Raw genomic sequence first — 229 nt, 5'->3', positions numbered from 1 at the left:
ATGTCATGCGCTCGTCGTCTGGTGCAATGCTGACGTTCTTTTTACCGCACCCTACCCCGGGTTGCGCTGGCGTTAATTTGTTCAGCCAATCTCCCGACATCCATCCGCCGCGCCTTTTTTCTTGTCCATACCTTTTGCCGCCACTTTGCCCCATCCCTAATGTTCTCCGCTTCATGTCCTCATTTGCAATCTCGTTCACGGTCGTGGTCCCGGATGTTTTGCCTCGTCG

1 protein-coding gene is annotated in these 229 nt (G+C 54.1%); it reads right to left on the bottom strand.

Translation table 11 applies throughout. From position 1 onward, the window contains the following. Positions 1-199 (bottom strand): hypothetical protein (locus tag ACYQ78_RS40235; RefSeq protein ID WP_459806260.1); only part of this gene is annotated, 199 nt, incomplete at its 3' end. Positions 200-229 lie beyond the last annotated feature (30 nt).

This window comes from Herbidospora sp. RD11066 (assembly GCF_054661255.1).
Note: the sequence above shows the minus strand (reverse complement) of the source record. Positions and strands in the feature narration are given on the sequence as shown.